This window comes from Pseudaeromonas aegiceratis (assembly GCF_046254905.1).
In the GTDB taxonomy this organism is placed as follows: Bacteria; Pseudomonadota; Gammaproteobacteria; order Enterobacterales; family Aeromonadaceae; genus Pseudaeromonas; species Pseudaeromonas aegiceratis.
In genome coordinates, this window is sequence record NZ_CP158016.1 from 1,643,511 (window position 1) to 1,665,763 (window position 22,253).

The 22,253-nt window shown below is 64.2% G+C and carries 23 protein-coding genes and 1 riboswitch; all 23 genes read left to right on the forward strand.

Features of this window, described 5'->3' with window-relative positions:
- Positions 1-112 precede the first annotated feature (112 nt).
- The 23 genes from katG to cobT all read left to right on the forward strand — a co-directional run bounded on the left by katG (position 113) and on the right by cobT (position 22,178).
- Entirely contained in the window at positions 113-2,311 is a 2,199-nt protein-coding gene (gene katG, locus ABHF91_RS07820) for a catalase/peroxidase HPI (protein WP_409422893.1), read from the forward strand.
- Positions 2,312-2,546: 235 nt separating this feature from the next.
- Entirely contained in the window at positions 2,547-3,707 is a 1,161-nt protein-coding gene (locus ABHF91_RS07825; RefSeq protein WP_409422894.1) for an iron-containing alcohol dehydrogenase, read from the forward strand.
- Between the two features lie 316 nt (positions 3,708-4,023).
- Entirely contained in the window at positions 4,024-4,917 is an 894-nt protein-coding gene (pocR, locus tag ABHF91_RS07830) for a transcriptional regulator PocR (RefSeq protein ID WP_409422895.1), read from the forward strand.
- 309 nt (positions 4,918-5,226) lie between these two features.
- Positions 5,227-5,402: riboswitch (cobalamin riboswitch) on the forward strand.
- Positions 5,403-5,514: 112 nt separating this feature from the next.
- On the forward strand, positions 5,515-6,888 hold the full coding sequence (locus tag ABHF91_RS07835; protein WP_409422896.1) for a cobyrinate a,c-diamide synthase: 1,374 nt from the start codon (positions 5,515-5,517) through the stop codon (positions 6,886-6,888).
- Positions 6,885-7,835, forward strand: a complete 951-nt coding sequence (gene cbiB, locus ABHF91_RS07840; RefSeq protein WP_409422897.1) for an adenosylcobinamide-phosphate synthase CbiB — start codon at positions 6,885-6,887, stop codon at positions 7,833-7,835. Before ABHF91_RS07835 ends, cbiB begins: the two co-directional genes overlap by 4 nt.
- 9 nt (positions 7,836-7,844) lie before the next feature.
- Positions 7,845-8,486, forward strand: coding sequence for a cobalt-precorrin-8 methylmutase (locus ABHF91_RS07845; RefSeq protein WP_409422898.1), 642 nt, complete (start codon positions 7,845-7,847; stop codon positions 8,484-8,486).
- Positions 8,483-9,619: a cobalt-precorrin-5B (C(1))-methyltransferase CbiD gene (gene cbiD / locus ABHF91_RS07850; protein WP_409422899.1), complete on the forward strand. Its 1,137-nt coding sequence runs from the start codon at positions 8,483-8,485 to the stop codon at positions 9,617-9,619. Before ABHF91_RS07845 ends, cbiD begins: the two co-directional genes overlap by 4 nt.
- Positions 9,616-10,212 carry a cobalt-precorrin-7 (C(5))-methyltransferase gene (locus ABHF91_RS07855; RefSeq protein ID WP_409422900.1) on the forward strand — a complete coding sequence of 199 codons (597 nt, stop codon included), beginning with the start codon at positions 9,616-9,618 and terminating at the stop codon, positions 10,210-10,212. Before cbiD ends, ABHF91_RS07855 begins: the two co-directional genes overlap by 4 nt.
- A complete protein-coding gene (locus tag ABHF91_RS07860) occupies positions 10,209-10,802 on the forward strand; it encodes a decarboxylating cobalt-precorrin-6B (C(15))-methyltransferase (RefSeq protein WP_409422901.1) in 594 nt (197 codons plus the stop codon). Before ABHF91_RS07855 ends, ABHF91_RS07860 begins: the two co-directional genes overlap by 4 nt.
- Positions 10,786-11,559, forward strand: coding sequence for a cobalt-precorrin-4 methyltransferase (locus ABHF91_RS07865; protein ID WP_409422902.1), 774 nt, complete (start codon positions 10,786-10,788; stop codon positions 11,557-11,559). Before ABHF91_RS07860 ends, ABHF91_RS07865 begins: the two co-directional genes overlap by 17 nt.
- A complete protein-coding gene (cbiG, locus tag ABHF91_RS07870; protein WP_409422903.1) occupies positions 11,540-12,616 on the forward strand; it encodes a cobalt-precorrin 5A hydrolase in 1,077 nt (358 codons plus the stop codon). Before ABHF91_RS07865 ends, cbiG begins: the two co-directional genes overlap by 20 nt.
- Entirely contained in the window at positions 12,616-13,341 is a 726-nt protein-coding gene (locus tag ABHF91_RS07875) for a precorrin-3B C(17)-methyltransferase (protein ID WP_409422904.1), read from the forward strand. Before cbiG ends, ABHF91_RS07875 begins: the two co-directional genes overlap by 1 nt.
- On the forward strand, positions 13,338-14,138 hold the full coding sequence (locus ABHF91_RS07880) for a cobalt-precorrin-6A reductase (RefSeq protein WP_409422905.1): 801 nt from the start codon (positions 13,338-13,340) through the stop codon (positions 14,136-14,138). The genes ABHF91_RS07875 and ABHF91_RS07880 overlap by 4 nt, the downstream gene beginning before the upstream one ends.
- The gene (cbiK, locus tag ABHF91_RS07885) at positions 14,135-14,929 is read left to right on the forward strand and encodes a sirohydrochlorin cobaltochelatase (protein ID WP_409422906.1); all 795 of its coding nucleotides are present in this window, start codon (positions 14,135-14,137) and stop codon (positions 14,927-14,929) included. The genes ABHF91_RS07880 and cbiK overlap by 4 nt, the downstream gene beginning before the upstream one ends.
- Complete coding sequence (locus ABHF91_RS07890; RefSeq protein WP_409422907.1) at positions 14,929-15,657, forward strand: cobalt-factor II C(20)-methyltransferase; 729 nt, start codon at positions 14,929-14,931, stop codon at positions 15,655-15,657. The genes cbiK and ABHF91_RS07890 overlap by 1 nt, the downstream gene beginning before the upstream one ends.
- Complete coding sequence (locus ABHF91_RS07895) at positions 15,654-16,400, forward strand: energy-coupling factor ABC transporter permease (RefSeq protein ID WP_409422908.1); 747 nt, start codon at positions 15,654-15,656, stop codon at positions 16,398-16,400. Before ABHF91_RS07890 ends, ABHF91_RS07895 begins: the two co-directional genes overlap by 4 nt.
- Positions 16,385-16,690 (forward strand): energy-coupling factor ABC transporter substrate-binding protein, encoded by a 306-nt coding sequence (locus tag ABHF91_RS07900; protein WP_409422909.1) that lies wholly within the window; start codon positions 16,385-16,387, stop codon positions 16,688-16,690. The genes ABHF91_RS07895 and ABHF91_RS07900 overlap by 16 nt, the downstream gene beginning before the upstream one ends.
- Positions 16,674-17,351 carry a cobalt ECF transporter T component CbiQ gene (gene cbiQ / locus ABHF91_RS07905; protein WP_409422910.1) on the forward strand — a complete coding sequence of 226 codons (678 nt, stop codon included), beginning with the start codon at positions 16,674-16,676 and terminating at the stop codon, positions 17,349-17,351. Before ABHF91_RS07900 ends, cbiQ begins: the two co-directional genes overlap by 17 nt.
- Positions 17,352-17,361: 10 nt before the next feature.
- Positions 17,362-18,177, forward strand: coding sequence for an ATP-binding cassette domain-containing protein (locus ABHF91_RS07910; RefSeq protein ID WP_409422911.1), 816 nt, complete (start codon positions 17,362-17,364; stop codon positions 18,175-18,177).
- Positions 18,174-19,757 carry a cobyric acid synthase gene (locus ABHF91_RS07915; protein ID WP_409422912.1) on the forward strand — a complete coding sequence of 528 codons (1,584 nt, stop codon included), beginning with the start codon at positions 18,174-18,176 and terminating at the stop codon, positions 19,755-19,757. Before ABHF91_RS07910 ends, ABHF91_RS07915 begins: the two co-directional genes overlap by 4 nt.
- On the forward strand, positions 19,754-20,302 hold the full coding sequence (gene cobU / locus ABHF91_RS07920) for a bifunctional adenosylcobinamide kinase/adenosylcobinamide-phosphate guanylyltransferase (RefSeq protein ID WP_409422913.1): 549 nt from the start codon (positions 19,754-19,756) through the stop codon (positions 20,300-20,302). Before ABHF91_RS07915 ends, cobU begins: the two co-directional genes overlap by 4 nt.
- Before the next feature lie 21 nt (positions 20,303-20,323).
- On the forward strand, positions 20,324-21,046 hold the full coding sequence (cobS, locus tag ABHF91_RS07925) for an adenosylcobinamide-GDP ribazoletransferase (RefSeq protein WP_409422914.1): 723 nt from the start codon (positions 20,324-20,326) through the stop codon (positions 21,044-21,046).
- Positions 21,047-21,122: 76 nt separating this feature from the next.
- Complete coding sequence (gene cobT, locus ABHF91_RS07930; protein WP_409422915.1) at positions 21,123-22,178, forward strand: nicotinate-nucleotide--dimethylbenzimidazole phosphoribosyltransferase; 1,056 nt, start codon at positions 21,123-21,125, stop codon at positions 22,176-22,178.
- Positions 22,179-22,253: the final 75 nt, after the last annotated feature.

The following is a 22,253-nucleotide window of genomic DNA, read 5'->3' on the forward strand; positions in this document are numbered from 1 at the left end:
TTCATCAAGTTGCCAACTATAGGGAAAACACTATGGTTCATGTGTGGTTCGACTGACGACGATCCACCTGTCCGCAGTGAAGTTTATAACTGTCACCCTAGGAGACGAGTCAATGAGTAGCCCCGAGAAGCGCCCCGCCGGCAAATGTCCCTTCATGCACGGTGCCCTGACCCAGACCGGCACCAGCACCAGCAACCATGATTGGTGGCCCAAGGCCCTGAACCTGGACATATTGCACCAGCACGACCGCAAGACAGACCCCCTGGGGGAGACCTTCAACTATGCCGAGGCCTTCGCCAAGCTGGATCTGGCAGCGGTCAAGGCCGACCTGCAACAACTGATGACAGATAGCCAGGCCTGGTGGCCGGCGGACTGGGGTCACTACGGCGGCCTGATGATCCGTATGGCCTGGCACAGTGCCGGCACCTATAGAACCGCCGATGGCCGCGGCGGTGGCGGCACCGGCAGCCAGCGTTTCGCCCCCCTCAACAGCTGGCCGGACAACGTCAACCTGGACAAGGCGCGCCGTCTGCTGTGGCCCATCAAGAAAAAGTATGGCAACCAGCTCTCCTGGGCGGATCTCATGATACTGGCGGGCAACGTGGCGCTGGAGTCCATGGGCTTCAAGACCTTCGGCTTTGCCGGGGGCCGCGAGGATATCTGGCATCCGGAGAAGGACATCTACTGGGGCTCGGAGCGCGAGTGGCTGGCCACCAGCGACAAGCCCGGCAGCCGTTACTCGGGTGAGCGCCAGTTGGAGAACCCGCTGGCGGCGGTGCAGATGGGCCTCATCTATGTGAACCCCGAGGGGCCGGATGGCAATCCGGATCCGGTGGCCTCTGGTCGGGATGTGCGGGAGACCTTTGCCCGCATGGCGATGAACGACGAGGAAACCGTGGCCCTGGTGGCCGGCGGCCACACCTTCGGCAAGGCCCACGGTGCCGGCGATCCCACTCTGGTGGGGGCGGAGCCGGAAGCCGCCGGCATCGAGGAGCAGGGGCTGGGCTGGCATAACCGCCTGGGGTCCGGCCTCGGCGTGCACACCACCTCCAGCGGCATCGAGGGGGCCTGGAAACCCAATCCCACCCAGTGGGACAACGGCTACTTCGACATGCTGTTCGGTTACGAGTGGCAGCTGACCAAGAGCCCGTCGGGGGCCCATCAGTGGACGCCGGTGGATGTGAAGCCCGAGCACCTGATCCCCGATGCCCATGATCCGGCCAAGAAGTACCCGCCCATGATGACCACGGCGGATCTCTCCTTGCGCTTCGATCCCATCTACGAGCCCATAGCCCGGCGCTTCCACCAGGATCCGGCAGCTTTCGCCGAGGCCTTCGCCCGGGCCTGGTTCAAGCTGACCCACAGGGACATGGGGCCCAAGAGCCGCTACCTGGGCCCGGAAGTGCCGGCCGAAGATCTGATCTGGCAGGACCCGATCCCCGCTGGCAATGCTCAGCTGGATGCGGCTCAGATCGCCGCCATCAAGGGCAAGATCCTGGCCTCCGGCCTGTCGGTGGGTGAGCTGGTGGCCACCGCCTGGGACAGTGCGCGGACCTTCCGTGGTTCGGACTTCCGCGGTGGCGCCAACGGCGCGCGCATTCGCCTCGCCCCGCAAAAAGACTGGGTGGGTAACGAGCCGGCACGGCTTGGCAAGGTGCTGGAGGTGCTGTCCGGCATCCAGGCCCAGCTGGCGGTACCGGTCAGCCTGGCGGATCTCATCGTGCTGGGGGGCTGCGCCGCCGTGGAGCAGGCCGCCAAGGCCGCCGGCGTCGAGGTGATGGTGCCCTTCACGCCGGGCCGGGGCGATGCCAGTCAGGCCCAGACCGACGTGGACTCCTTCGCCGTGCTGGAGCCGCTGCATGATGGCTTCCGCAACTGGCAGAAGCAGGCCTATGCGGTGACCCCCGAAGAGATGCTGCTGGATCGCAGCCAGCTCTTGGGCTTGACCGCCCCCGAGATGACGGTGCTCATCGGCGGCATGCGGGTGCTGGGCACCAACCACGGTGGCGCGGCCCACGGGGTCTTCACCGACCGGGTCGGGGTGCTGTCCAATGACTTCTTCGTCAACCTGACCGACATGGCCTATCGCTGGCAGCCCGCCGGAGAGAACCTCTATCAGCTCTGCGATCGTGCCACCGGTGCGGTGAAGTGGACCGCCACCCGGGTGGATCTGGTGTTTGGTTCTAACTCTGTGCTGCGGGCCTATGCCGAGCTGTATGCCCAGGACGATGCCAAACAGAAGTTCGTCCAGGACTTCGTCAAGGCCTGGTGCAAGGTGATGGACGCGGATCGTTTCGATGTGACGCGCTAAGCCCATCTTTAACCCGCTGCCCAAGCCCGGTCGCCCTGCGACCGGGCTTTTTTTCGGCCACTATCCCGGGTTTACCCGCGGCGATGGCGGTCGCCACCACAGTCTGAGGCAAAGACCACACTTAAAGCATGGTTGTGTTAACTGGCGCACGCAGACGTTGGAGGCATTTGGCTATGGTGGGGCCAGTTTTTGCCCTTGGGCATCCCATCCCACCTTCTTACTGCAAGGAGTCACCATGGCGCTTATGCACTTCTCTGTGCCCCGCAACATCATCTCCGGGCCCGAGGCCCTCAACCACCTGAGTACCCTCAAAGGCCGCAAGGCGGTGCTGGTCACCGGCGGCAGCTCCATGAAGCGTTTCGGTTTTCTGGCGCAGGCCGAGGCGCTGTTGCAGCAGGCCGGCATGCAGACCCTGATCGTGGATGGGGTGGAGCCCAACCCGTCGGTGGCCACCGTCTGGCGCGGCGCCAAGGCGATGCAGGCGTTCGAGCCCGAGTGGATCGTCGCCATCGGGGGTGGTTCGGCACTGGATGCCGCCAAGGTGATGTGGTGCTTCTACGAGCATCCCGACCTCAAGTTTGAGGACATACTGACGCCGGGCTCCATGCCGCCGCTGCGCAACAAGGCGCGCTTCGTAGCCATTCCATCCACCAGCGGCACCGCCTCGGAGATCACGGCGTTTTCCGTGATCACGGATACCGACAACCACATCAAGTACCCCATCGTCGCGGCGGACATGGTGCCGGACATCGCCATCCTGGATCCGGCGCTGCCACAGACCATGCCGCCCCACATCACCGCCAACACCGGCATGGACGTGCTGGCCCACGCTCTGGAGGCGGTGGCCAGTACCGCCGCCACCTCCTTTACCGATCCCTATGCCATCGAGGCCATCCGCCTGGTGCTGGAAAACCTGGAGCTGGCCTATCGGGAGCCCAATAACGCCACCGCCCGCCTCAACATGCACAACGCCTCGGCCCTGGCGGGCATGGCCTTCACCAACGCCTCCTTGGGGCTGGTGCACTCCCTGGCCCACAAGATAGGCGGAGAGTTCGGGGTCACCCACGGCCTGGCCAACGCCATCCTGCTGCCCTACATCATCCGCTTCAACCGTCGGTTCAGCGACAAGTACGCCCTGGTGGAGAAGCAGCTGGAGATCCCGGATCTGGCAGAGGCGGTGGAGATGCTGAACCGTCAGTTGAACATTCCCCACAGCTTCCACCTGTGCCAGGAGGTGCCTTTCGAGGAGTCGCATTTTGCCGCCGTGCTGGGGCGCATGAGCCAGAATGCCCATGCCGATCCCTGCACCTGGACCAACCCGGGTCAACCCACGGTGGCGGATGTGCAGGCGCTGTACGAGGCGGCCTTCTATGGGAAGGAAACCGCCACTGCCTAAGTGCAATTGGGCAACACAAAACGGGCAAAGGGAAACCTTTGCCCGTTTTTGTTGCCCAATGAGTTTGTTCACTGACGCGTGTGAGCGTATCGCGCAGGTCGTGCGGCAGGGGCGCAACCGGCCGGCGGCATGGACGAGGCTGTCATCTTGGGGAAATTGTTGCGAGAGTGTAGACAACCTCACTGTTTGGCGGAACGTTATCCGATATACAGATTGCGGCCGTGAAAACCTTATCAAAAAAACACGATAAACAATAGTTTGCAATCAGTCAGTTATTGCAAGCCTACTCGATATTTAACCAAATGGGACATTTAACATGATTTCAGCCAATCCATTTGACTCGGATCTTGTTAATAAAATTGCCTTGGATTTTGCCAATGCCACCAGCCTGGCAGTCGTGGTGGTTAATATCCACGGTGAGGAGATATCCGAACGATTTAACTTTACTCAGTTTTGCCAGAAATTACGGGAAGATCCAGAGCTATATGCCCGATGCAAGATGAGCGATCGCTGTGGTGGGCTGGAGGCGTCAAAAGAGAACCGACCTTGCATATATCGCTGTCATGCCGGGCTGACTGATTTCTCCATACCGCTCCTCATCTCCGGCAACCTGGTTGGCTTCGTCCTGTGCGGTCAGGTGCGTCTCGTCAGCGAGGAGCATCTGGACCATATCCAGAAGATCGATGAGCGTTGGCGCCAGGATGGGGAACTGCTCCGTGAATACGAGAGCATCCCTGTGGTGGATTACACCAAGATCATGGCCTCAGCCGAACTGCTCAAGCTGGTGGTGGATAACTGCATCAAGAAGCATCTGAATTTTATAGTAATTAATGAGAGTAACGAGGCGGGCGAAGCCAACCGGGCCATGTCCAGTCCCATCTATGATCCCAAGATCAAGAAGGCGCTGCGTTACATCGACAGTCATTTCTCCGAGGAGCTGCGGCTGGAGGAGGTGGCAGCCCATGTCTACCTGAGTCCCTATTACTTCAGCAAGCTGTTCAAGAAGCAGCTGGGCATCGGCTTTAATGCCTATGTCACCCGCCAGCGGATGATCAATGCCAAGCAGATGCTGCAAAACAGCGATTGGTCCATCGCCAGTATTGCCAAGAATCTTGGCTTCTCCCAGACCAGTTATTTTTGCAAGATTTTTCGGCAGACCTATCAGGTCACGCCACAAATGTACCGGGAGATGTTAAGTCAGGAGCAATAGCCCCGACTGACTGGTCTGAACCGGTGAAGTGTGCGAGGCAAAGTGTGTTGCTGATAGCAAAACGACCATATGGCGGAGGGCAATAAAATCATATTTCAAATGACAACTTCGCCGGCTTAAAACCCACGAGAAATAAGCGTTTTAAATAAATGACAGGGCAAAATATTAATATAAGAAGACCGTTTTTTTGTTATGCCCTGGACTGGATGCGACATTTTTTTGATCTGCAATAGGGTATAGACTCTCTCCATCGATAGACTACAAGGCCTATCTGGTTGTTCTGACAGGATTTCATTAACGGATAACAGTTAACCAAATTTGCAGATGAGTGACGGCCATGCCGTCAGGGAAGGAGGTGTAAATCCTCCGCAGCCCCCGCTGCTGTGATGCCGACCATACCGTCAAGCCACTGAACCCCGGGTTCGGGAAGGGACGGGAAGGGATGACGCTAAGCCAGAAGACCGACTCGTGTGCAGGCGATTTTACTCCTTCGGTGGGAAGGGGTCTGCGTGATGCACACGGCGTTTGGCCGTGGGGCCTGGTGCCCGATCCCCTGACCCGACCGAAGCGTCGGGTTTTTTATTGGGTTGGCGGGCAATGATGCATGGATTTGTGATTGGCGGGACACACAGCGGTAGCGGCAAGACGACCCTCACTCTGGGCCTGTTGCGCGCCCTGTCCCGCCGTGGCCTCAGGGTGCAGCCGTTCAAGGTGGGGCCAGATTATATCGACACCGGCTGGCACAGTCGGGTGAGTGGGGTGACCTCCCGCAACCTCGACGCCTTTATGCTGCCGGAAGACAGCTTGAGGGCACTCTTCTGGCGGCAAGCTGCCAAGGCCGATGTGGCGTTGATCGAAGGGGTCATGGGCCTGTTCGACGGCCTGGGCACGGATCCCTTGGCCTGCAGCACCGCCGGCATGGCGCGCCTGCTGGATTGCCCCGTGATCCTGACGGTGGACGGCAAGGCGGTCTCCACCTCGGCGGCTGCCACAGTTCAGGGCTTTGCCAACCTGGTGCCCGGCATCAAGGTGGCCGGCGTGCTGTTAAACCGCGTCAATTCTCCCAGCCATTACGCCCTGCTCAAAGCGGCCATCGAGCAGCACACCGGCATCCCCGTGCTGGGGCGCCTGCCGCTGCTGGAATCCATCCGGCTGCCGGAGCGCCACCTCGGCCTCGTCACGGCGCAGGACGAGCTGGCCGCCGCGCCGCAATGGGATGCCCTGGCCGATGCCATCACCGAACACGTGGATCTGGATGCCCTGCTGGCCCTGTGTCGTCTTTCACCGGACATCGAGGCCGTGCAACCTGTCCTGCCGGCGGCGCTGCGCGGGGCGGGCGAGGGACTGACCCTGGCTCTGGCCGAGGATGAGGCCTTCAACTTCTACTACCCGGATAACCTGGATCTGCTCGAAGCCTGCGGCGTGCGTCTGGTGCGCTTCAGCCCCTTGCACGACCAAACGTTGCCCCAGTGCGATCTGCTCTATCTGGGGGGCGGCTATCCTGAGCTGCACGGTGAGCGTCTGGCGGGCAACTACAGCATGCGTCAGGCCATTTTGGCGGCGCACCACGCCGGGGTGGCCATCTACGCCGAATGCGGCGGCCTCATGTATCTGGGCGAGCAGCTCATCGATCAGCAGGGCCAGCACTGGCCCATGGTGGGGGTGCTGCCAGGGACGAGCAGCATGGGCCAGCGGCTGACCCGCTTTGGTTACTGTCAGGCCGAGGCCATGCAGGACACCAGCCTGGCGGCCTGCGGCGAGCGTCTGCGCGGCCACGAATTCCACTATTCCGACTTTGTCACCGAGCTGCCGCCTGTGTTCGCCTTCAGCAAGCACGGCAGCCGCGCGTTGCCGGATTGGCGGGGGGGCTATCAGCTGGGTAACACCCTGGCCAGCTACCTGCACCTGCACTTCTGGCAGGCGCCCCAGATGCTGCTGCACTGGTTTGCCCGGGGGAGGGCCCAGGCATGAGTCCGCTTATCTTCGCCCTGGCCTTCGTGCTGGATCTCTGGTTGGGGGATCCGCCTCACTGGCCCCATCCGGTGCGCTGGATAGGCTGGCTGATCAGCCGTCTGGAGCGGCTCATCCGCGCCTTGTGCCCGTCACAAACCCCCCTGTATCTGGGGGGCGGCCTGTTGTGGCTGCTGGTGGTGGGCAGCACCTTCGCCCTGAGCTGGGCCCTGATCGCCCTGTGTCAGGCCATCCACCCCTGGCTTGGCTGGGCGGTGCAGCTGTGGCTGGCTTACACACTGCTGGCCACCCGCTGCCTGCGGGACGCTGCCATGGCGGTGTATCAGGCGCTGCACGCCGAGGATCTGGCCCTGAGTCGCGAGCGCCTCTCCTGGATCGTCGGCCGGGACACCTCTGCTCTGCAGCCGCCGCAGATCACCCGCGCCACCGTGGAGACGGTGGCCGAGAACACTGTGGATGGGGTGATAGCCCCGCTGTTCTGGCTGTTTGTCGGCGGTGTGCCTCTGGCCATGGCCTACAAGGCGGTCAACACCCTGGACTCCATGGTGGGCTATCGCAACGAGCGCTTCGCCGCCCTGGGGTTTGTCTCCGCCAAGCTCGACGATCTGGCCAATCTGTTGCCCGCCCGGCTGAGTTGGCTGCTGTTCACCCTGGCTGCCGCCTTGTTGCGCCAGGATGCCCGGGCGGCCCTGTGCATCGGCTGGCGGGATCGCTATGCCCACAAGAGTCCCAACTGCGCCTGGTCCGAGGCGGCGGTGGCCGGCGCCCTGGGCGTTCGCCTGGGGGGACCCAATGTCTATTTTGGTGAACGGGTAGAAAAACCCTGGCTGGGTGATCCCCGGCGGGAGATCGAGTGCGAGGACATCCCCCGCACCATCCGCCTCATGTATCTGGCGTCGTGCCTGGCGCTGGGGCTGTTTTGTCTCGTTCACCAGGTCCTGGCCTGAGGAGTCGTCATGGAATACATCACCCAACCCCAGCAGATAGAGGCCGAGAGCTTCGCCATCATAGGGGGCATCCTGGCCCGGGAGTTCCCGGACCACCGCTTCGCCGATCCCCTGCAGGAGAAGATCATCAAGCGGGCCATCCATACCACGGCGGACTTCGACTGGCTGGAGATCCTGCACTTCTCCGCCGACGGCTGCGAGCAGATCCGCCAGGCACTGCGCCAGGGCTGCCAGATCTTCACCGACACCAACATGGCCCTGTCGGGCATCAACAAGACCCGACTGGCCCAGCTGGGTTGCCGCATCCACTGCTTCGTGGCGGATCCCCAGGTGGCGGCGCTGGCCAAGGCCCAGGGCATCACCCGCTCCATGGCGGCGGTAGATCTGGCCATGCAGCAGCCCGGCCCGCGGCTGTTTGTCTTCGGCAACGCCCCCACCGCCTTGTTCCGTCTGCTGGAGATCTGTCAGGGGGCGCCCGAGCTGACCTGTCCCGTGGTGGGGGTGCCGGTGGGCTTTGTGGGGGCGGCAGAGTCCAAGGCGGCGCTGATGGCGAGCCCCTTGCCCCACATCGCCGCCAAGGGTCGCAAGGGCGGCAGCAACGTGGCGGCCGCTATCATCAACGCCATCCTGTACGACCTGGAGAGCCAATGATGGACAGCCTGCAGGACACCGCCGTCTGGCATCGCGGCAAGGCCTATCGTAAGGGCTACACCACGGGCTCCTGCGCCACGGCGGCGGCCAAGGTGGCGGCCACCATGCTGCTGACCCAGCAGATCCAGCATCAGGTGAGCATCCAGACCCCCGCCGGGGTGGCGCTGCGCCTGGTAGTGGAATCCCCCCTCATCGAGGGAGATGCCGCCATGGCGGCCATTCGCAAGGACGGCGGCGATGATGTGGATGCCACCCACGGCATGCTGATCCACGCCCGGGTCTGCTGGCGCGCCGATCAGCAGATCTGTATCGAGGGTGGCGAGGGGGTCGGCCGGGTGACCCGGGCGGGCATCGGCCTTGATCTGGGGCTGGCGGCCATCAACAAGACCCCCAGACAGACCATAGAGGCGGCGGTGCGGGAGGTGATCGGTCCGCAACGGGGTGCCGATGTGCTGATCTTCGCCCCCGAAGGCGTCGAGCGGGCCAAGCAGACCTATAACGACCGGCTGGGGATCCTGGGTGGCATCTCCATCATAGGCACCACCGGCATCGTCACCCCCATGTCCGAGGAGAGCTGGAAGCGTTCCCTGGCCATCGAACTGGAGCAGAAGCGCACCGAGGGGCTGCGTCAGGTGATCCTGGTGCCGGGCAACCACGGCGAGCGCTTTGTGCGGGATCACCTGCCGGGCCACCACCATCAGGTGGTCACCATGAGCAACTTCGTCGGCTACATGCTGCAGGAGGCCCAGCGTCTGCAGTTTGAGCGGGTGCTGCTGGCCGGTCACCTGGGCAAGCTTATCAAGGTGGCGGCGGGGATCTTCCACACCCACAGCCATGTGGCGGACGGTCGGCTGGAAACCCTGGTGACCCATCTGGCCTTGATGGGTGCCCCCCACGTACTGCTGCGCCGCATCTACGAATGCACCACCACGGAGGCGGCCATGAGCCTCATCGCCGAGCACGGGTTCGATGCCGTGTACGACCGGCTCGCCGTCAAGGTGGCCCAGCAGGTGGCGCAGATGCTGCGCTATGCCCGCCAGCCCCTGGCCTGCGACGTGGTGCTCTTCTCCCTGGATAACCAGCCGCTGGGGGCCAACCGCCCCCTGGCCGCCATCGCGGAGGATCTCGCATGATCAACGTCATCGGTATCGGCCCCGGGGATCGCCAATATCTGACCCAGGCGGCCCAAGGGCTCATCGACCAGGCCGAGATCCTGGCCGGCTGGCCACGGGCCCTGGCGGGCTTTCCCGAGTTCGGCGGCCAGAAGGTCACCCTCAACGCCGAGCTGCCGGCCTTCATCGCCTGGCTGTCGTCCGTGATGCATAAGCAGGTGGTGGTGCTGGCCTCCGGCGATCCCATGTTGTTCGGCATCGGCAAGCGCATCGGCGAATCCCTACCTGAAGGCAGCTGCCGCATGGTGCCGGGGATCAGCGCCATCCAGTACCTCTTCTCCCGCCTGGGGTTGGACATGAACGACATCTATCTCACCAGCAGTCACGGCAAGACGCCGGATTTCGACTTCTGGTTCTTGCACGACAAGCTGGCCCTGGTGACGGACCAGCAGTGCGGCCCCCATCAGGTGGCCCAGGCGCTGCTGGCCCGTGGCTTGAGACGGACCCTGGTGGTGGGGGAAAACCTCTCCTACGACAACGAGCGGATCCACCTGCTGCTGCCCGAACAGGTGGCGCCAACCTATGACATGAATGTGGTGGTAGTACTCAAATGAGAGATGACGTATTCACCCGGGGTGCCAAGGTGCCCATGACCAAGGAAGAGGTGCGGCTGCTGGCCCTGGATCGGCTGGATCTGGCCGATGCACACCTGTTGCTGGATGTGGGGGCGGGCACCGGCAGCGTGGCCATCGAGGCGGCATTGCGGCACCCGGAGCTCAAGGTGGTGGCCCTGGAGAAGAATCCCGAGGCGCTGAGCCTGATCCGGGACAACGCCGAGCGGCTGGGCTGCAGCGATCGGCTGCAGATCCTGGCGGGAACGGCGCCCTGTGCGCTGGATAGTCGGCCCGATGCCGTCTTCATCGGCGGCAGCGGTGGCCGGCTCACCGCCATCATCGACTGGGCCCTGGCCCTGCTGGCCCCGGGCGGTCGCCTGGTGATGAGTTTCATCCTGCTGGACAACCTCACCTCGGCCCTGGCACACCTGCGCGGTCTGGGGGTGGCGGAGCTGTCCTGCAGTCAGCTGCAAGTCTCCCAGCTGCAGACCCTGGGCAGCGGTTTTTTCTTTAAACCCAACAATCCCGTGTTTCTGCTTTCCTGCATTGCACCGGCTACCAAGGAGGTTGCCCATGTCCAGCCCGTTTGATCCGTCTTTGGTCTATTTCGTCGGTGCCGGCCCCGGTGATCCCGAGCTGCTGACCCTCAAGGGTCATCGGCTGCTGAGTCAGGCGGACGTGGTGATCTACGCTGGCTCCCTGATCAACCCGGCCCTGCTGGATTACTGCAAGGCCGGCGCCCGCTGCCATGACAGCGCCCGCCTGGATCTGGGGCAGATCATCGATCTGATGGTCACCGGCGTGAGTGCCGGCCAGCTGGTGGTGCGGCTGCAGACCGGGGATCTCTCCTTGTACGGCTCCATCCGCGAGCAGGGTGAAGAGCTGGCCAAGCTGGGGATTGGGTTTCGCGCCGTGGCCGGGGTCAGCTCTTTCCTGGGGGCCGCCGCCGAGCTGGGGGTGGAGTACACGGTGCCCGAGATCTCTCAGAGCCTGGTGATCACCCGCATGTCCGGCCGGACTCCCACCCCGGAAAAGGAATCGCTTGAAGCCTTTGCCGCTCACCAGACCTCCATGGCCATCTTCCTGTCGGTGCAGGAGATCGGCGAGGTGGTGGCCCGGTTACGGGACGGTGGCTATCCGGCGGACACCCAGGTGGCGGTGGTCTACAAGGCCACCTGGCCGGATTGTCAGGTGGTGCGCGGCACCCTGGCGACCATCGCCGGACAGGTCACCTCGGCGGGGATCCGCAAGACGGCGCTCATCCTGGTGGGCGCCTTCCTAGGGGACGAGTACCACTACTCCAAGCTCTATGACGCGGGGTTTAGCCATGAATATCGTCAAGCCTGAGTCCATCGCCGTCTTCTGCCTCACCCCCGGCGGGGTGGCGCTGGCGCAACAGCTGCAGACCTACCTGCCGCTGACCTGTTACTGCAGCCAGAAGCTGCTGGTGCCGGGCTTTGTCCCCTTCAACGGCACCTTCGCCCAGACGGTGGCCCAGGCGTTTGGCGAGTTTTCCGCCCTGATCGTCATCGGCGCCACCGGACTCACGGTGCGGGTCATAGCCCCCTTGCTCAAGGACAAGACCCTGGACCCGGCGGTGGTGGTGATCGACGAGCGGGGTCAGCACGTGATCAGCCTGCTGTCCGGTCACGTGGGGGGGGCCAACGCCCTGACCCGTTATCTGGCCGGGGTGCTCAAGGCGGACCCCGTGATCACCACGGCCACGGACGTCAACGCCCTGGCGGCCCTGGACATGCTGGCGGTGCAGCTGGATGCCGACATGCTGGAGATGCGCAGCGGCGTCAAGCAGGTGAACCAGATGCTGGTCAGCGGCCAGCCGGTCGGCCTGTTCTGGGATCATGGCTCGCTGCCGGAGCCTGGTGCTGTCTGGCCGGTGGCGCAGTGCGATACCCGCGGCTTCGTGCCGGTGGACAGCCTGGATCGGCTGCCGGACGGGCTGGCGGCCCTGGTGTGCGTCAGCCTGCGCCATCGGCTGCCCGTCCTGCCGCTGCCGGTGTACAAGCTGGTGCCCCGCCGGGTGGTGGTGGGCATCGGCTGTCGCCGGGCCACTTCTTTTCAGCTGCTCATCGGCCTGTTGCAGCAGCAGCTGGCTAAGTACGAGCTGGATCCCCTGGCGCTCAAGGCCATCGGCAGCATCAGCCTCAAGGCCGATGAACCGGCGCTGCATCACCTGTCCGCCTGCTGCCGGGTGCCCTTCAACGTCTACAGCGTCAGCGAACTGCAACAACACGAACATCTTTTCCCTGCCTCGGAATTCGTCCGGCAGACCACGGGGGTGGGCGTCGTGTCCCAGCCGGTGGCCTGGCTGATGAGCAAGGGTCACCTGGTGGGTGACACCTTGAAGGAGCAGGGCGTCACCATCACCTTGGGAGTAACACACTGATGCTGTATGTGATTGGGATCGGGCCGGGCGCCCTGGCCACCATGACCCATGAGGCCAAAGAGGCCATCGAGGACGCCGAGGTCATCGTCGGCTACAAGACCTACACCCATCTGGTCAAGGCCCTCACAGGTGACAAGGAAGTGGTCAAGACCGGCATGTGCAAGGAGATCGAGCGCTGCCAGGCGGCCATCGATCTGGCCCTCACCGGTCGCAAGGTGGCGCTGATCAGCAGCGGTGACGCCGGGGTCTACGGCATGGCCGGTCTCATTCTGGAGCTGGTGAGCAAGCAGGGGCTGGATCTGGAGGTGCGCCTGATCCCGGGCATGACCGCCAGCATCGCCGCCGCTTCCTTGCTGGGCGCGCCCCTGATGCACGACTTCTGCCATATCAGCCTGAGTGATCTGCTCACCCCCTGGGCCGTGATTGAAAAGCGCATCATCGCCGCCGCCCAGGCGGACTTTGTCATCTGTTTCTACAACCCCCGCAGCCGTGGTCGCGCCGAACATCTGGCCCGGGCCTTCGAGCTGATGGCGCCCTTCAAGTGTTCCGACACTCCTGTGGGGGTGGTCAAGTCCGCCAGCCGCAAGAAACAGGAAACCTGGATCACCAGCCTCGGTGCCATGGATTTTGAACCGGTGGACATGACCAGCCTGGTCATCGTCGGCAACGCCTCCACCTACGTCAGCCAGGGCCGCATGATCACCCCGCGGGGTTATCAGGTATGAGCCAGGCGGCCATCCATGTGTTCGGTGGCACCCAGGATGCCCGGCAGATCTGCCAGGGACTGGAGCAGGCCGGGCTGCCTTACAGCCTGTCGGTGGCCACCGCCACCGGCGAGGCCATGGCCAGCAGCCTAGTGGGGGATATCCAGGTGGGGCGCATGGATGCCCCGGCCATGGAGCGCTGGCTCGCCGGCCGCGGGGTGCGCTGTGTCATCGATGCCGCCCATCCCTATGCCAGCGCGCTGCGCCACAACATCCGGCTGGCCTGTCGCCAGCTGGCCATCCCCCTGGTGCGCTACAGCCGGCCCAGCGAGTTGGAGTCCATCCGCCATCCCCTGATCCATGTGGTGAACAGCCTGGAGGAGGCCTGCGAGAAGGTTCGCACCCTGGGTCCGCGAGTCCTGCTGACCACCGGCAGCAAGGAGCTGGCGCACTATCAGGCCCAGTTGCCGGAAAAGACCCTCCTGGTGCGGGTACTGCCCACCGCCGAGGTGTTGGAACAGTGTGCCGCGCTGGGGTTGGGGGTGGCGCAGATCTTCGCCATGAAGGGGCCCTTCAGCGCCGAGATGAACCGGGCTCTGTACCGGTTCTGCGGCTGCGATGCGGTCATTACCAAGGAGTCGGGGGCCGAGGGAGGGTATCTCGAAAAAGTCGAGCCCTGCATCGAGCTGGGGATCCCGTGTCTGGTGATCCGGCGGCCCGAGTCCTGCGAACAGAGTGATTACGGTGAGGTCGTGGCATCCACCACGGATCTGACCGCCTATTTATCGGGCCTGGGAGCTCAGGAGTGGACATCATGAAGAAAGCCTTGCTCGTCATCAGTTTTGGCACCAGCTACGCCGAGACCTGCCAGAAGAACATCCGCGCCTGCGAACAGCGCCTGGCAGAAGCCTTCCCGGATCGGGATCTGTTCAGCGCCTTCACCTCCGAGATGATCATCGCCAAGTTGGCACGCCGGGACGGGCTGCAGATCGACAATCCGCGCCAGGCGCTGATCCGATTGGCCGAGGCCGGTTACCAGGACGTGCTGGTGCAGTCCCTGCACATCATCAACGGCGATGAATACGAGAAGGTCGCCGGGCAAGTGCAGGCCTTCGCCCCGCGCTTCGTCAACCTCAGCCTGGGGTTGCCTCTGCTCAGCGATCACCAGGACTTCGAGCGCCTGATCGAGGCCATGCTGGCCCAGTGTCCACGCTTGGCGGCGGACGAGCGGGTGATCTTCATGGGCCATGGCGCCACCCACCATGCCTTTGCTGCCTACGCCTGCCTGGATCACATGCTGATGACCAAGGGCCTGCCGGTGATGGTGGGGGCGGTGGAGAGCTATCCCGAGATAAGCACCCTGCTGACCCGGCTGCAGCAACAGCAGGTGCGCAAGGTGCACCTCATGCCCCTGATGCTGGTGGCCGGGGATCACGCCATCAACGACATGGCCGCCGATGGTGAAGACTCCTGGAAGGGACAGCTGGCTCGGGTCGGCATCGAGGCCCAACCCTGGCTGCAGGGGCTGGGGGAGAACCCGCTCATCCAGCAGCTGTTTTTGGATCACCTGCAGGCCGTGGAGCGCCGCACTACCGAGGAGGCTGCCTGATGAAGGGATGTCTTTACGCCATCGGCACGGGCCCGGGCAGCAGCGATCTCATCACGGTGCGGGCGGCCCGCCTGCTGGCGCGGCTGGACGTGCTCTACGCCCCGGCGGGCAAGCGCGGCGGTGACAGCCTGGCCCTGTCCATCGTGCGGGAGTACCTGGGGGCGCAGGTGGAGATCCGCGAGCGGCATTTCCCCATGAGTACCCACGGCGACGAGAAAGAGACGCTGTGGGATCAGGTGGCCGAGGAGCTGCGCCAGGATGTCGAGTCCGGCTTGCAGGTGGGCTTCGTCACCCTGGGGGACGCCATGCTGTTCAGCACCTGGGTGTTCTTGCTGGAGCGCCTGCAAGGCCGCATCCCCATGGAGGTGATACCCGGGGTGACCTCCTTTGCCTGCATCTCGGCCCGGGCGCAATTCCCCCTGGCCATGGAGCAACAGAGTCTGGCCATCGTCTCCTGCACCGCCTCAGAAGCGGCGCTGGAGCAGGCCCTGCGGCAGCACGAGTGCGTGGTGCTGATGAAGGTATACGGCCGGTTCGGCCGGGTGCGGGATCTGCTGGGCCGGTTGGGGCTCTTGCCCCACGCCTTGCTGATGGCGGAGGCCTCCTTGCCCACCGAGCAGTGTTTCAGACAGCTGCATGAGGTGGACGGCGAGCTGTCGCTGCCTTACTTCTCCACCATCCTGGTCAACAAACAGTGGCTGGCCGCGCCAGTCGAGGAGGTTGCATGAAACGAGGCGGCAATCTGTGGCCCGGGCTCACCGGCTTCGTGCTGGCGCTCAGCCTGTTACCGGCTCCGGCCTGGTCGATGCACATCATGGAGGGCTTCTTGCCCCCCGTGTGGGCCTTGAGCTGGTGGATCCTGTTTATACCGTTTGTGGTGCTGGGGGTTAGGCGACTCAAGCAGATCGTGAGCCAGGACAGCAATCAGAAGGTGCTGCTGGCCCTGTGTGGTGCCTTCATCTTCGTGCTGTCGGCCTTGAAGCTGCCATCGGTGACCGGTAGCTGTTCTCATCCCACCGGAGTGGGTCTGGCCATCATACTGTTTGGCTTTCTCATCGTGCCGGTACTGGGGGGCATAGCTCTGCTGTTCCAGGCGCTGCTGTTGGCCCACGGCGGCCTGACTACCCTGGGGGCCAACGGCATGTCCATGGCGGTGGTCGGTCCCATGGTGGGCTATTGCGTCTGGCTTGCGGCCAATCGGCTGGGCTGGCGCCGGGATCTGGCGGTGTTCGCCTGCGCCTTCGTGGCGGATCTGGTGACCTACGGGGTGACCTCCCTCCAGCTGGGGCTGGCCTTTCCGGATCCCCAGGGCGGGGTCATGGGTTCTGTGGTCAAGTTCCTGGGCATCTTCTGTGTCACCCAGCTGCCGATTGCCGCCGCCGAAGGCCTGCTCACCGTGCTCATCTACGACCAGCTCACCAAGCGACAACTCATCACCGCAGGAGGACGACTCTCATGTCAAAGACCCTGATCTTGTGGGCCCTGCTGATCGCCCTGGTGATAGTACCCTTCCTGCTCCCCAACGGGGGCCGCTATGAAGGCTCGGACGGGCAGGCGGAGGTGGCCATCAGCCAGTTGGCCCCGGATTATCAGCCCTGGTTCAGCCCCTTGTTCGAGCCGGCCAGCGGTGAGGTGGAGAGCCTGCTGTTTACCCTGCAGGGGTGCCTGGGGACAGCGGTGATCTTCTACATCCTGGGCTTCTTCCGCGGCAAGAAAGCCGCCCAAGCCGAACAAGACAAGCGCCATGCTGATCATCGATAAGCTGGCCTATCAAAGTCGCTGGTGCCAGGTTGACCCGGGCCACAAGTGCCTGATCGTGGCCTTGCTGCTGTACATAGCCCTGGTGTCCAAGATGGAGGTTCAGCTGCTGGAGTGCGTCGGGGTGGCGCTGCTCACCTGCCATCTGCTGAGGATCGGACTGCTGCGATACCTGCGCTGGTTGCTGATCCCCCTGGTATTCCTGCTGATGGGGCTGCTGGGCATAGTGGTCACCGTCAGCGGGGAGCCCGCCCGGCTCTGGCTGTCCCTGCCGCTGGGGCATAGCGCCATCGGGGTGGATCCGATCGGGGTGCAGGTGGCGCTGGCCACCTTGTGCCGCTCATTGGCGGCCCTGACCGCCACCTACCTGCTGCTGCTGACCACCCCCTTTAACCAGCTCATCCGGCTGCTGCAGGCCTGTCACCTGCCCAAGGTGCTGATCGAGCATCTGATGCTCACCTACCGCTTCATCTTCATCCTGATCGAGGAGGCTCAGGCCATCCATCAGGCGCAGTCCCTGCGCTTTGGCTACCGCAACCTTTCTACCAGCTTCCGCTCCCTGGCCATGTTGGTGGGCCTGCTGCTGGAGCGGGTGATCCGGCGTAACGAGCAGATGAATATCGCGCTGGAGATGAAGCATTTTGACGGCGAGTTTCGTTTATGAGGGATCTGCCATGGGATTGAGTACAGAGGGGCTGACCTTCGCCTACCCGGAGAGCGAGCCCGCGCTCAAGGGGCTGAGCCTGGATTTTTCTCGGGGCAACGTGGTGGGACTGCTGGGGGCCAACGGCTGCGGCAAGTCCACCCTGTTCATGAATCTGCTGGGGGTGCTCAAGCCCCAGAGCGGCCAGGTCTGCTGGCAGGGCCGGCCCATCGGCTACGGCAAGGCGGCCCTGGGCCAGCTGCGCCGTCGGGTGGCCATGGTGTTCCAGGAGCCCGAACAGCAGATCTTCTACACGGATGTGGTGAGCGACATCGCCTTCGCCCTGCGCAATCTGGGGGTGGAGGAGGCCGAGATCAGCCGGCGCATCGACGAGGCCCTGACCCTGGTGGACGGTCAGAGCCTGCGGGACAAGCCGGTGCAGTACCTGAGCCACGGGCAGAAGAAGCGGGTGGCCATCGCCGGCGCCCTGGTGATGCAGGCAGACTTCCTGCTGCTGGATGAACCCACCGCCGGGCTGGATCCCACAGGGCGGCGCCAGATGATAGTACTGCTCGGCCGCATCCTGGCTCAGGGCAAGCATGTGGTGATCTCCAGCCACGATATCGACCTCATCTACGAGGTGTGCGACTACCTCTACGTGCTGGATCGCGGCGAGCTGGTGGCCCAGGGCAGCGCGCCGCAGGTGCTGCTGGATCAGGCGGTGCTGGATCGCGCCGGTCTGGTGCAACCCTGGCTCGTCAAGCTGCACACCGAGCTGGGTCTTCCCTTGTATCCCAATGAGGCGGCCCTGTTTGCCGCCCATGGCAGAAAGCTGGAGGCGGTATGACTGCAGGAACCGTGATGAAAGGCGCCGTCATGCTGCAAGGCACGGCCTCGGACGTGGGCAAGAGCGTGCTGGTGGCGGGCCTGTGCCGACTGCTGGCCCGGCAGGGCCACAAGGTGGCGCCCTTCAAGGCGCAGAACATGGCGCTCAACTCGGGGATCACCCCGTCCGGCGACGAGATGGGCCGCGCTCAGATACTGCAGGCCGAGGCGGCGGGCATACTGCCGGATGTGCGCATGAACCCGGTACTGCTCAAGCCCACCAGCGATCGCAAGTCCCAGGTGGTGCTGATGGGCAAGGTGTTTAAGGACATGGACGCCGTCAGCTACCACCACTTCAAGCCCCAACTGCAGCATGAGATCCACGAGGCCTATCAGAGCCTCAGCCGGGAGTACGATCTGCTGGTGATGGAGGGGGCGGGGAGCCCGGCGGAGATCAACCTGCGGGATCGGGACATCGTCAACATGGGCATGGCCGAGCTGGTGGACGCCCCGGTGATCCTGGTGGCGGACATCGACCGGGGCGGGGTGTTCGCCTCCATCTATGGCACCCTGGCCCTGCTGGCCGAGTCCGAGCGGGCGCGGGTCAAGGGGGTCATCATCAACAAGTTCCGTGGCGATGTGGCGCTGCTGACCCCTGGGATTGAGCAGATAGAAGCCCTGACCGGGGTGCCCGTGCTGGGGGTCATGCCCTATCTGCCCCTGCAGCTGGAGGACGAGGATGGGGTGGCCCTGCAGCCCGGCGGCCGCAAGTACCAGCCCCAGGCCGGACGTGCGCTGGATATCGCCGTCATCCAGGTGCCCCACATCGCCAACTTCACCGATTTCAATGCCCTGGTGGCCCAGCCGGATGTGAGCCTGCGTTATGTGCGCGAGCCCGGCGAGCTGGGTCGGCCGGATCTGCTGATCCTGCCGGGCTCGAAGAACACCCTAGGGGATCTGCAGGCCCTGCATGACCAGGGGCTGGCGACGGCCATCCTGACGGCCCACGCCAACGGCGTGCCTGTGCTGGGGATCTGCGGCGGTTATCAGATGCTCGGGGCGCGGCTCATCGACGGGGTGGAGTCCGGCATTGACGAGATGGCCGGGCTGGGGCTGCTGGATACCGTCACCCGCTTTGCCTGCGACAAGGTCACCACCCAGGTGACGGCCCGGGTGCTGGGCACCGGTGAGGCCAGTGTGCCTTGTGGCCCATTGGCGGTGGGGGCCTTCGCCCCGCTGTCCGGGTACGAGATACACATGGGGCACACCACCTTGGGGGACGCGGCCCGGCCGTTTTGCCGGATCCAGACCCGCAACGGCCAGCCGCTGGCGGTGGAGGATGGCGCGGTCAACCTCGAAGGGACCGTGGCCGGCACCTATCTGCACGGCCTGTTCGATGCCCCGGCCTTCACCCGTCAGCTACTCGACAGCCTGCGTCACGCCAAGGGGCTGGCACCGCTGCCGGGCGAGCCCTTTGATTACCTGGCCCACAAGCAGCAGCAATTTGACCGGCTGGCGGATGCCATGGCCGAACACCTGGATCTGGCGGCCATCTACCGCATCCTGCAGGGTCAGCCCAGCGGCAGGAGTCTGGTCTCATGATACTGGTGACCGGCGGTGCCCGCAGTGGCAAGAGTGACCATGCCGAACGGCTGGCCTCGGCCTGTGGTGATCGAGTGCTGTATATCGCCACCTCTGTGGTGACGGATGAGGAGATGGCCCGGCGGGTGGACCTGCACCGTCAGCGGCGTCCGGCGGGCTGGCTGACCCACGAGGGCTTTGTGGATCTGGGAGACCAGGTGCGGGCCCATGCGGGCCAGTGCGATGCCATCATGCTCGAATGCATCACCACCCTCATCACCAACTTCATGTTCGAGTCGCCCCCCTGGTTGCCTCCCGAGCAGATGGACTTTGTCGCCATCGAGGCGCGGATCCAGGCGCAGCTGGCGGATCTGCTGGCGGCCTGCGGCGCCTGTGACACCCCCGTCTATCTGGTGACCAACGAGGTGGGGTTGGGTCTGGTACCCGAGACCCTGCTGGGCCGGCAGTTCCGGGACATCGCCGGGCGGGTGAATCAGCAGTTGGCGGCGGCGGCGGACGAGGTGTGGCTGGTGATTTCCGGCATTCCGGTGCGGATCAAGGGGTAGCGGGTGGTTAAGAGCTGGTTGGTGACATTGCAATTTATGACCCGGTTGCCGGTGCCGCAGGGCTGGACCCGGGACTATGCGTTTGAGCGGGTGGCCGAAGGCATAGTGAGCTTTCCGCTGGTGGGGCTACTGGTGGGGGCGCTGGCCACCGCCATTACCTGGCTGGTGGCGGGCCATTTCGGACCAACCCTGGCCGGCGGCGTCTATCTGCTGGCCCTGGCGGTGCTCACCGGCGGCTTTCATCTGGATGGCCTGGCGGACACCTGTGACGGCATCTTCTCCGCTCGCACCCGGGAGCGGATGCTGGAGATCATGAAGGACAGCCGCCTGGGCACCCATGGCGCCCTGGGGCTCATCTTCACATTGCTGCTCAAGGCGCTGGCGGTGGGCCAGCTACTGGGTGGGGATCACCCGGCCTGGGGCGCCCTGGTGGCCGCCCCCGTGGTGGGGCGCAGCCTGATGGCGATCCTCATGTATCACCAGCCCTATGCCAGGCCCAACGGCCTGGGTAACCTCTATATCGGCAAGATAGACAGCCGTCAGCTCGGGATCACCCTGGGGGGGGGCCTGCTGCTGGCCGTGCTGCTGTGTGGCGTGGCCGGGCTCTGGGGTTGGCTGGGCTGCCTGCTGTTTGCCTGGGGCTATCGCCAGGCGCTGTATCGCACCCTGGGGGGCCAGACCGGCGACACCCTGGGGGGCGGCAATGAATTGTTCGAATTGTGTTTTCTACTGCTGCTGTGCTGATGGCAGCAGTCGGGTTGTGGCCGGCTCCCGCGATGGGCTGACCTGAATTTTGCAGTCCTGCAACAGGAGCTTTCACATGCAGACACTTGAACAGCTGATCGACAGTATTCGTCCCCTGGATGCCGAGGCACAACGGTTGGCCCAGGCCAAGGTGGATGCCTTGGTCAAACCCATCGGCAGCCTGGGGTCTCTTGAGTCCCTCGTGGTGCAGCTGGCGGGGATCTACCGCACACCCGAACCCAGTCTGGGACCGAAGCAGATCCTGGTGATGGCGGCGGATCATGGGGTGTTTGACGAGGACATCGCCGTCACCCCCAAGGAGGTCACTGTGATCCAGGCCCTCAACATGACCCGGGGCAAGACAGGTGTCTGCGCCCTGGCCCATGCCGCCGGGGTGGCGGTAAAGATAGTGGATATCGGCATCGACTGCGAGCCATTGCCCGGGGTCATCAACATCAAGCTGGCCCGGGGCTGTGGCAATATCGCCCGGGGTCCGGCCATGCGCCGGGAGGACGCGGTGGAGCTGCTGCTGCGCAGCGCCCGGCTGGCCATGCAGGCGGTGGCCGACGGGGTGCGGGTGCTGGGGGTCGGTGAGCTGGGGATTGGCAACACCACACCGGCGGCGGCCATGGTCAGCGTGTTCACCGGGGTCCCGGCGGAAGAGGCCGTCGGCCTGGGGGCTAACTACCCCAGCGATCGCCTGCATCACAAGGTGGCGGTGGTGGAGCAGGCCATCAAGACCAACCGGCCCGATGCGGCCGATCCCCTGGACGTGCTGGCCAAGGTGGGGGGCTTTGATCTGGTGGGCATGACCGGGGTCATGCTGGGGGGCGCCGCCGCCGGCGTGCCCGTGGTGCTGGACGGCTTCCTCTCCTATGCCTGTGCCCTGGCCGCCTGCAAGCTGGCGCCCCAGCTGTGGCATTACCTGATCCCCTCCCACCTGTCGGCGGAGAAGGGCTCCTTGCTGGCCCTGGCGCACCTGGATTTTCATCCCTTCCTGCAGCTGGGCATGCGGCTTGGTGAGGGCAGCGGGGCGGCCCTGGCCATGCCCATCCTGGAGGCGGCCATCAGCATGTATCAGCGCATGGGGCTGCTGAGTGACGTCAATCTGGATCTGCCGGCGCCGGTCTGAAACGTTGGCGTCAATAAACGACAAGGCGGCCTGCGGGCCGCCTTGTCTGTTTGGAGATGACGGCTTGCGTCGGGG